10 protein-coding genes are annotated in these 10962 nt (G+C 32.8%); all 10 read left to right on the top strand.

Annotated features, from left to right (window positions below):
* Window positions 1-734 (top strand): oligosaccharide flippase family protein (locus Q0505_RS02140; RefSeq protein ID WP_299208264.1); only part of this gene is annotated, 734 nt, incomplete at its 5' end.
* The gene (locus Q0505_RS02135; RefSeq protein WP_299208262.1) at window positions 731-1813 is read left to right on the top strand and encodes a glycosyltransferase; all 1083 of its coding nucleotides are present in this window, start codon (window positions 731-733) and stop codon (window positions 1811-1813) included. The genes Q0505_RS02140 and Q0505_RS02135, both read left to right, overlap by 4 nt.
* Complete coding sequence (locus Q0505_RS02130; protein ID WP_299208260.1) at window positions 1813-3090, top strand: O-antigen polymerase; 1278 nt, start codon at window positions 1813-1815, stop codon at window positions 3088-3090. Before Q0505_RS02135 ends, Q0505_RS02130 begins: the two co-directional genes overlap by 1 nt.
* Window positions 3077-4333, top strand: a complete 1257-nt coding sequence (locus Q0505_RS02125) for an O-antigen ligase family protein (protein WP_299208258.1) — start codon at window positions 3077-3079, stop codon at window positions 4331-4333. Before Q0505_RS02130 ends, Q0505_RS02125 begins: the two co-directional genes overlap by 14 nt.
* Window positions 4334-4344: 11 nt before the next feature.
* The gene (locus Q0505_RS21390; protein ID WP_366519360.1) at window positions 4345-5571 is read left to right on the top strand and encodes an O-antigen ligase family protein; all 1227 of its coding nucleotides are present in this window, start codon (window positions 4345-4347) and stop codon (window positions 5569-5571) included.
* On the top strand, window positions 5558-6637 hold the full coding sequence (locus Q0505_RS02115; RefSeq protein ID WP_299208253.1) for a glycosyltransferase family 4 protein: 1080 nt from the start codon (window positions 5558-5560) through the stop codon (window positions 6635-6637). Before Q0505_RS21390 ends, Q0505_RS02115 begins: the two co-directional genes overlap by 14 nt.
* Before the next feature lie 17 nt (window positions 6638-6654).
* Complete coding sequence (locus Q0505_RS02110; RefSeq protein ID WP_299208251.1) at window positions 6655-7200, top strand: putative colanic acid biosynthesis acetyltransferase; 546 nt, start codon at window positions 6655-6657, stop codon at window positions 7198-7200.
* 41 nt (window positions 7201-7241) lie between these two features.
* A complete protein-coding gene (locus Q0505_RS02105) occupies window positions 7242-8465 on the top strand; it encodes a WcaI family glycosyltransferase (RefSeq protein WP_299208249.1) in 1224 nt (407 codons plus the stop codon).
* A gap of 197 nt (window positions 8466-8662) precedes the next feature.
* Entirely contained in the window at window positions 8663-9970 is a 1308-nt protein-coding gene (locus Q0505_RS02100) for a UDP-glucose/GDP-mannose dehydrogenase family protein (protein WP_299208247.1), read from the top strand.
* A gap of 2 nt (window positions 9971-9972) precedes the next feature.
* Window positions 9973-10962 carry a UDP-glucuronic acid decarboxylase family protein gene (locus Q0505_RS02095; protein ID WP_299208245.1) on the top strand — a complete coding sequence of 330 codons (990 nt, stop codon included), beginning with the start codon at window positions 9973-9975 and terminating at the stop codon, window positions 10960-10962.

The following is a 10962-nucleotide window of genomic DNA, read 5'->3' as shown; positions in this document are numbered from 1 at the left end:
TAGATTATCAACGTGTTCCTTTATTAAATGGAGGAGGTTTTATAGTAGCAGGAATTATAGGATTTTTATATAGTTTAAAATATGTGGATTTTAAAAAACCAGACTATAAAGCGATCAGAATTTTACTTAAAGACTCTTCAAGTTTGTTTATCTCTAATTTTGCTACAAGTCTTTATACTTCATCAAATACATTTATTTTAGGAATGTTAGGAGGCGATGCAATTGCTGGAATTTATTCAAGCATGGAGAAGTTAGTGCTTGCTTTAAAAAATGTGTTTGTCCCATTATATCAAGCCATATTTCCTTGGTTGGCAACAAAAAAACCTTTTCAAATAAAAGCTTTTATAAAAAAGATTTCAATACCAATTGCAGTTATCGGTATGATATTAACAATTGTTATGATACTTATTGCTAAGCCTTTATTACATTTTATTTATGATGATGTAAACATAGATAGTTACAGTAGCATATTTCAAATACTAGCCTTAATTGCTTTGTTTTCGTCTCTTAACATGCTTTTGATTTCTCTATACTACCCAGCTATAAAACATTATAAAAAAAGAATGTACACGTTAGTCACAGGCGGAGTTTTTAATTTAATAGTAGCGTTGATTGCAGGATATTTTTACGGAATATATGGAGTTGCTATAGCAGCAGTAACAACAGAGTTATTTATTCTTATTCTTGCTAGATATTTTTATAGTAAAGACACAGATATTATAATAGAAGGATGAAAAAACTTGTCATCATACAAACAGTAACTCCCGATTATAGAGCGGGGGTCTTTAAGGTGATAAGAGAGGCGCTTACTTCCTCTCGTTTTGAATTGTATAGAGGGAAGGAATATTTCGAAAAATCTGTTAAAACAGATCAGCGTATAGAAGCAAAGGAAGCTAAAAACATCTACCTATTAAAGCGTACACTTCTTTTCCAAATAGGAATCTGGCATCTCTTATTTAAAAAAGCAGTTTTAGTATTAGAAATGAATCCTCGTATTCTTTCCAATTGGATTTTTCTTATTGTAAGACGACTTACAGGAAGAGAAACAGTCTTATGGGGGCATGCTTGGCCAAGATCAGGAAAAGGCAGTAAAAGTGACTGGGTAAGGAATGTAATGCGTACATGCGCATCTTCAATTATAGTCTATACAAAACAACAACAAAAAGAGTTGTCTGTCTATATGCCCCAAAAAACTATTTATGCCGCCCCTAACGCGATATTGCATAAAAAAGATATACTTGTAAAAGCAACCTCTCTACCTCCTAAGCATCTTATTTATGTAGGGAGACTTTCGGAAGCGAAGAAACCTCTTTTTTTAGTAAGAGCTTTTAAAGAATCACTAGATATTTTACCCGAAGAAGCAAAACTTATCATGGTAGGTGAAGGAGAACAAATGAGCGGGATACAGCGATTTATTAAAGACCATCATTTGGAGGATAGAATCCTTCTTAAAGGGCATATAAATGATTATGAGCAACTAAAATCACTTTATAACTCAAGCATCTTTAGTGTTTCTCCAGGATATGTGGGTCTATCTATAACGCAAAGTTTTGGTTTTGGTGTTCCGATGCTTATTTCAAAGGAAGAGCCTCATTCACCAGAAATCGAAGCAGTAAATGAAGGGAAAAATGCGATATATTATGAAACAGATGACATTATACGCTTTCGCGAAAGCGTAAAAAACATCTATTCAGACACGTCAAAATGGATTGATAAAAGAACAGAAATCGCCTTATATTGTAAAGAAAACTATTCTGTGGAGTCCATGGCTACTACATTTATTAATCTAGTAAATACTGAAAATTTAAGTTAATGGCATTAGTGATACAATCATTGATATTTATAACACTTTTTTATGTGTTATTAAAAACGATACGATTCTATATTTTCAGCCCTATATATGCTTATGTTTTTTTTATAGTTATAGTTATAGTTCTAACATTACCGTACTATTATTTTTACGAACCTAAAATCTCATTATACAAATTTGATAATGTCTCAACAAAAGATTTTTTAAATACTATAAAACTTTACTTAATAAGTCTCAATGCTTTTTTGGTAGGAGCTTTAGTTTATTATTTTTTTTCTACAAAAAACACACGTGTAGTTTTATTTACAAAGCCTAAAATTGATCTAAGAATAAACCTTGAGTTAGGAAAAAAATTTAGGACTTTCTGTATTGGTTTTGTGATTTTTTTGATAATTTCTTTTTTGTTTTTATACAAAGAGACTATTTTTTTTAGGGAAATATATCTCCCTAAAATAGGCTATAATGCTCTATTGTCTGTACATAAAGTTTTATCTCTCATCGCATGTATACTTTTGGCCATTTTAAACAAGACAAACGGTAAATCAAGTAAATTTCTTTTCCTACTATTGGTGATATTGTATTTAGGAACAGGGTCTAGAATGGTTTTCCTTTTTTTAGTACTGTATATTGTTATTTCTTTTTTTAATTCTAGAAAAACTCTATTAAGACGTTTTTGGTTTGTTACTCAGCTTCTTTTTTCTTTTTTCTTTTTTGCATATCTCATACAGTTGCGATCTTTAGAGTATCATGGAATCATACCCTATCTCGCTAATATACCAGTCCTTGGATCAGGGATAATAGAAAAATCGATATTTAATATTTATTATACATTTATTTTTGGGGTTTTTGTAACTATACAAACTATAAATGAATCTGTTGTAGATTGGTATATAATTGTAGTAAATCTTAACCCCTTACCAGGTTCAATTGCTGGTTGGTATGATTATGCTGCCAGTAGAAGACTCAATAGATTTGCTCCTTATTCTTTACATGGGGAGGTTTTTAGTATGGGTATCACTTTTAGTATTTTCTTTTTTACCTTGATAGGAATTTTCTTTTCTTTTCTTGAAAAGAAAATAAAGCAACGATTTATTTCTAAATCCTTTTTTCAAGGATTTATTCTTGTGGTGATTTTATATCTCCACATATTTTATTCCTTTGAATACAATATGAGGTCTTCTTTGAGGTATATATATTATGCCTTTTTTTATCTATTTGTATTATTTCTTATTAGAAAGATAGTATTAACAATTAAAAGGAGATATCGTGTTAAAACTTAAAGAACAACCTTACGATTTATTTATAAAGGGAGTTTTGATTTTAGTGGGTTTATTTCCATTAGTACCCTTTCATAAGAAGCCTTTTATTGTAGTTGCTCTTCTATTAGCAAGCATACTTCACGCTAAAAAGTTTCCAAAACTTGTTTTTAAAACTCATTATTTAATAAACGCGATTGTTCCACTACTGTGTTTATTAAGTTTATTAATTACTGAAAATATAGATTATGGTATAAACAGATTTGTTAAACTTCTTCCATTATTAGCATTTCCCGTAGCTAGTTATCTTTTTTCAGGATTAGTAGAGAAAAAAGGTGTTTTTAAAAAAATAGAGAAAAAAGTATTTACTATATACTTTCTATCATTAATAATATACTGCTTATTAATGTATTACTATATCTATGGCTTAGGGTTTTTTTCAGGGAAAGTAAGTTATGCTTATAGTCTTTCGTATGTTCAAGGCTATTTCTTCTGGGGTTTACATGAACATCCTATTTACATTTCTCTCTACTTAGCAATAGGAATTTTATTGTCACGGAAATTTTTTTTATGGTATAAAAAAACGCTGTATAAAGTGTTGATTTTACTAGGGAGTCTTTTTTTAATAGTTACCCTTATCTTCCTATCTCGAAAAGGAATTATAATTGGGCTATTACTAGCTTTGCCTTTATTATTGTTATTGGAACAAAAGAACATGAATATTGTTAAAAAATACAAGTCATTTCTTGTCTTGTCAATACTTGTTCTTTTATTAGTAGTAAGCGTTTTTCCTATTTCAAAGCGATTTTCAGACTTATTTAACACTTCCTTTTCAGAAAACACTGAAGTTTCGGCAACTAGCTCTACAAGTATCCGAATAGCTATTTATAAATGTGCTATCGGTGATGTAGTAGAAGCTGGACTCTTTGGTTTTGGTGCTGGAGATGTTCAAGAAAAACTATGTGAGTGTTATGAAGAGACGTCAAATATTTTGTCTATAGGAAAATATAATACGCACAATCAATTTCTTAATATATGGCTGTCTTACGGGATAATAGGACTTTTACTATTTCTTTATTTCCTTTACATAAACTTTCGTCTCGCCTTTTTACAAAAAGACATCACTTTTTTATCTATATTGATTGTATTATTAATGGCGCTTCTCACAGAAAATATTTTGAACAGACAGAATGGGATCCTGTTTTTTGGACTGCTGATTAATTATTATTCATTTAAGTGTTTAGCACTTAAAAAACGAACCTCCTAAAATAGTGTACTATGTTATCAGACAAAACGTATAAGTTTTTTCTAAAACTGTTTAGTATTTTTTTAGGGATATTATTTGCTTTAATAATCATTCCCTCTAATGCTAAAGCATGGATGATTATCTCTTTAATTGTTATAGTATGTATATTACGTTTGCATCAAAAGGTGACATTTAATAGACGATTTTTCTTATTAAATTCAGGATTATATGTTGCGTTATTAGTAACACTTTTATACACAGAAGATATAGATTACGGGATTAAGAAGCTGTTTACTATGTCTTCAATTATTATTTTCCCAATAATTTTTGCACTACTTTCCAAAAAAGAGATACACTACGTGTTCTCTATTATTGAAAAATATCTACTAGCCTATATTGTATCAGTACTGTTATTTTGTGTAGGTACTTTTACATACCTTTTTCTTGATTCAGAAAGCTTTTTATCCCTTACAACTCTTTTCCCTAAAAGGATTATAACCGATTTAGGAAAGTATAGCATACATCCCATATATCTATCTATTCATTTGGGCATTGGACTATTATTTTCTTTCTATATCTTATTTAAACAAAAGACTAGAAATAATAAGATTTTCTTGTCGTTAGTTAGTATTCCATTCATCTTTTTTTTGATGATACTTTCTAATAAAGGAGTGCTCATAGGTCTTTTTGTAATCTTAGTATTATATGTATTATTAATATTTAAAAAGAAATTTTTAAAAGTATATCTGGCAAGCTTTATTGCGGTCTTATTTATAATTTTTTTGGTGCCAAAAACTAAAAATAGTTTTATGGAATTAGTTAAAATCGAAGACATACAAGTTGCAAAGATTACTCCATCAAACATTAGATATACCATTTATAAAACAACTCAGGAATTAATAATACAATCCCCATTACTAGGGTATGGAATAGGAGATTACAATAATGTATTATTAGAAAAGTATGATAAAGATGGAAATCAGCTACTTGTAGAAGGTAAATATAATGCGCATAATCAATATGTAAGTTTGCTTTTAATAGGAGGGATGATGGCTTTACTAGCCTTTTTCACTACAGTAGGAATAAATCTCATATATGCGATTCGTTATAACAATCAACTATTGATTTTACTGCTTATTTTTTACATGATTGTGATGTTTACAGAAAACATTTTGGAACGAGAATCTGGCATTATATTCTTTGCCTTCTTTTTAAATTTCTTTGGTCTTAAAAGTCTATATGTTTATGAAGAAGACTAAGTCTATACTTATTATTGGTCCTTTTCCAGAGCCTACAACAGGGGTTTCTTTAGCAAACAAAGTGGTGTGTGATATCCTAAAAGAACAGTCAAATACAAAGGTAGGCGTCATTAACACCTCCTATTCAAGATTTGATGAAGCTATAGGGAAGTTCTCGTTTCACAAATTGTTTTTTAACCTGTCTTTTTATCCCAAAGCGTATAAAATATTTTTTCATAAGATAATTTATATAACGCCAGGGCAAACCTTTTTTGGGGTTGTAAAATATGCAGCCTTTATTTTATTAAGCGCTTTATTAAGAAGTGAGATTATTATCCATGTACACGGAAATCATCTAGGAAATGAGTACAAAACCTTAACAGGGATCAAGAAAAAAATCTTCTATTATTTACTTTCTAAAACCACCACAGGGATTGTACTTTCGGAATCTCTCAAAGGAAATATGACGCCTTTTATAGCAAAGGATAAAGTAAAAGTACTTCCAAACTTTGCTGAAGACTATTTACTTAAAACATCAACTGAGAAATCTTTTGAGAAACTTCAAATCATCTATTTGAGCAATTTGATGGAAGAAAAAGGGATTTTTGATCTTCTAGAAGCATTAAGATTGCTTGAAAAAAATAATATTCGGTATGAAGCCAAAATAGCTGGAGCAATAGATCATACACAAAAAGAAGAAATAGAAAAACGCTTTTCTACGCTCAGTAACACTTCGTATGTAGGGATTGTAAAAGGGAATGAAAAAAACGATCTATTAAACTGGGGAAATCTTTTTGTACTTCCTACCTATTACAAAATGGAAGGACAGCCTATCTCCATCTTAGAAGCCATGGCTACAGGAAATGTGATTTTAACCACAAAGCATGCAGGCATTCCAGATGTGGTAAAAGATAAAATTCACGGACAGTTCTTTAAAAAAAGAAACCCTCAAGATTTGTACAAATCTTTGATATATTATACTGAGAATATGGAAGAGATCTCCCAAATCAGCCAAGCTAATAAAGTATATTTTAAGGAGAACTTTACTAGATTGCAGTTTAAAGAGAGACTCTTAGGAATTATATAAAGGAAAAATCCTGAATAATGAAATATCAAAACCTAGATCAATATCAAACACCAAAAGACTTTAGAGGAAAATCTAAATTCACCGTTCAGCTTTGGTGGATCGTACAGGCAACTTTGTTCTCTTGGTCTCCCCAATTTTTATACGGATGGCGCCGTTTTTTACTACGCTCATTTGGCGCCAACATAGGCAAGAGTGTAATCATACGTCCCACAGCAAAAATTACCTATCCATGGAAGCTGACTATTGGCGATTACAGCTGGATTGGAGATGATGTAGTTTTATATACCCTTGGAGAAATAGAAATAGGAGCACACGCAGTGATCTCTCAAAAAGGATATATCTGCACAGGCACGCATGATTATGAATCTCCAGATTTTAGAATTTATGCCCAAAAAATAACCATTGGAGCAAAATGTTGGCTTGCTACAAATACCTATGTCGCTCCAGGAGTCACTATTGGTGAAGGTACGGTGGTAGGCGCAAGAAGCAGTGTTTTTAAAGACTTACCCTCAGGTAAAATATGTATAGGCAATCCAGCAAAACCAATACGAGACCGTGTATAACTTCACAAAAAATACGTTCTTTGTAGCTTAACAAATTTTTCTTGAAGAAACGCACTCATATTACACTCATTGGTCTTAATTTCTATCCAGAAAGCACAGCCATTGGACTGTATTCTACGCAACTTGCACAGTATCTTGAAGATCATAATATCCAACTGGATGTAATTACCGCATTTCCCTACTATCCGCAATGGAAGATTGCTTCAGACTATCAAGACAAACCCTCTTATCTCAAGGAAGAATTAGGCACTATAAATCTGTATAGATACAAGCAGTACGTACCTGCAAACCCTACTTTTTTTAAAAGAATCATTCATATTCTTTCTTTTACTTGGGGTTCTTTTTGGAACCTTTGGAAAATTAAAGAGTGTGACATAGTAATTTCTATTGTCCCTTTTACAAGCGCTACCCTTTTAGGGTATATTCAGAAGAAACGTTTTAAAGCAAAATCATGGATTCATATACAAGACTTTGAGTTTGACGCTGCCTTTCAATCGGGGCTTACCAAGAGTGGGGAGCAAAAAGGAGGAGTCGTTTATCGGTTCCTGATGTGGATTGAAAAGTCATTATTTTCAAAAGCAGACAAAGTAAGCACCATCAGTCATACAATGATTGAAAAACTCAAGAAAAAAACAACGGCTCCTACGTATTTTTTACCTAATTGGATCGATGAAAAACAGATAAATCCCGCTTTCGCGAAAGCGCACCCATACCTAACATCTCAGAAATTTAAAATCCTGTATTCTGGTAATATTGGAGACAAACAAGACTGGGACTTTTTCTTGAAATTTGCCAAAGCTATTGATGAAAAACAGTTTGAAATCATCATCGTAGGAGACGGGTCAAAACGCGTATGGTTGGAAGAAGAAATAAAATCATACTCGGGTATTACATTGTACCCTCCCGTTCCTTATGAAGAATTATCAGATCTTTTATGTAGCGCCGATGTACATATCCTTTTTCAAAAACCTGAAGTAGTAGACACCGTCATGCCCTCTAAGATTTTAGGCATGATGGCAAGCGCAAAACCCTCGATTATCACAGGACATCCACAATCTGAAGTAGCCACGTCCATGTCACTGTCTCAAGGAGGGTATTACAGTTCTGAAAAAGAAGTGCATACAGTAATAAATCAGTTGGATGCGCTTGCAAATTCTCCTGAAGTGTCTAAAAAAATGGGCATCAAAGCAAGAGACTACGTAGTTTCTAACTTTGCTAAAAATCAAATTTTGGACTCCTTTTTAAAAGAACTCTCGCAATTATAATCCCTATCGAGATAAAAGACTGTAAATACTTCCCTATTTTTGTGTTTTAACCAAGTTGAGATATGAAATGAGCATAAACAAATTAAATTTTTTGTATAGCAATCTTACTAATTTAGATTTTTTATGCGAAAGCGTAGCGGTTGATCTAAGCAGAAATTTTTTATTTGTTTTTATAGAAAATAAAAATTTTTAAGGAGATGAAAATAACCGTAGTAGGAACAGGCTATGTGGGTTTAGTCACAGGAACATGCCTTGCAGAGACAGGGAATGAAGTCGTTTGTGTAGATATAGACAAAAAGAAAGTAGACCGCATGAAAAATGGAGAGGTACCTATTTATGAGCCTCACCTTGACGTACTCTTTGACCGAAACATCAAAGCAGGACGGCTTTCTTTTACCACCGAGCTTCAACACGGTCTTGATCACGGAGATATTATATTTTTAGCATTACCAACCCCAGAAGATGAAGACGGCTCTGCCGATTTATCCTATGTGCTAGGTGTTGCCAATGATATAGGAGAAAAAATGAAAAGCTACAAAGTGATTGTAGATAAAAGTACTGTTCCTGTTGGAACGGCAGAAAAAGTACGAGCGACCATTGCAGCAAAAACAACCATTGATTTTGATGTGGTGTCCAATCCAGAATTTTTAAGAGAAGGATTTGCGGTTGATGATTTTCTAAAACCAGAACGTATCGTCGTAGGATCTTCATCAGAGAGAGCGACAGCGCTTATGGAAAAGCTCTATAAGCCTTTTGTAAGGTCTGGAAATCCTATTATCATTATGGATGAAAAGTCGGCAGAGCTTACCAAGTACGCAGCCAACTCTTTTCTAGCTACAAAAATTACCTTTATGAACGAGATTGCAAATTATTGCGAACTCGTAGGCGCCGATGTAGATAAGGTACGCCGTGGGATGGGAACAGACTCACGTATAGGAAAACGATTTTTATTTCCTGGTATAGGATATGGAGGGTCTTGCTTTCCTAAAGATGTAAAAGCACTCCATAAATCGGGGAAGGAATCTGGATATAATTTTCAAATATTAGATGCTGTTATTGACGTAAATAATCATCAAAAAGTGAAACTGATTCCTAAAATTATGAATCACTTTGATGGAGACATCACTGTTAAAACAATAGCCATTTGGGGATTGGCATTTAAACCAGAGACAGATGATATCAGAGAAGCCCCTTCACTGTATATGATTGATGCATTACTCGCTAAAGGAGCAAAAATTAAAACCTTTGATCCAGAAGCGATGAACAATGTAAAAGCAAAATACGAAGATCAAATCGAGTTTGCTACCAATATGTATGAAGCTACAGAAAATGCAGATGCATTGGTCATCAGTACAGAATGGAGTATTTTTAGAACTCCAAATTTTACAAAACTAAAACACAATTTGAATCAACCTGTAATTTTTGATGGGCGTAATTTATATGATGTAGAAGACATGGAGAATGAAGGATTCACATACATATCCATTGGTAGAAAAGAAGCATAACTATGCGTAAACGAGTTTTAATAACAGGAGCAGCAGGATTTTTAGGCTCTCATCTATGTGATCGATTTATAAAAGAGGGATTTCACGTCATGGGAATTGACAATCTCATCACAGGGAGTCTTGAAAATATCGAACACTTATTTAAACTTGAACAGTTCGAGTTTTATCATCATGATGTGACAAAGTTTGTTCACGTACCAGGAAATCTCGATTATATATTACACTTTGCATCACCTGCAAGCCCTATAGATTATCTTAAAATACCTATCCAAACACTTAAGGTAGGATCTTTAGGAACCCACAATCTTTTAGGATTAGCCAAAGAGAAAAATGCACGCATCCTTATCGCATCTACATCAGAGGTATATGGAGACCCATTGGTACATCCTCAAACAGAAGACTATTTCGGTAATGTAAACACAATAGGACCTAGAGGTGTATATGACGAGGCAAAGCGTTTTCAAGAATCAATCACCATGGCATATCACCGTTTTCATGGATTAGAAACGCGTATTGTTCGTATTTTTAATACCTATGGTCCTAGAATGCGACTTAATGATGGTAGAGTGATCCCTGCCTTTATGGGACAAGCATTACGAGGAGAAGACTTAACAATTTTTGGTGACGGTTTACAAACGCGTTCTTTTTGTTATGTAGACGATCAAATAGAAGGAATCTATAGATTATTGATGAGCGATTATGCACTACCAGTTAATATTGGAAACGATGACGAAATTACCATCAAAGAGTTTGCAGAAGAGATCATAAAATTAACAGGAACGGATCAGAAAATTGTCTATAAAGAATTACCTATAGATGATCCAATGCAACGTAAACCCGATATAAGTTTGGCAAAAAAGATTTTGGGTTGGGAAGCAAAAGTATCTCGTAGTGAAGGAATGAAACGTACCTATGCCTATTTTAAAAGCCTTACCAAAGAACAACTCCATAAAAGTGAGCATAAAGATTTTTCTAAGCACATAGTAAAATAA

The organism is uncultured Dokdonia sp., from assembly GCF_937910895.1.
GTDB lineage: Bacteria > Bacteroidota > Bacteroidia > Flavobacteriales > Flavobacteriaceae > Dokdonia.
This window is presented reverse-complemented; position numbering and strand designations above follow the sequence as displayed.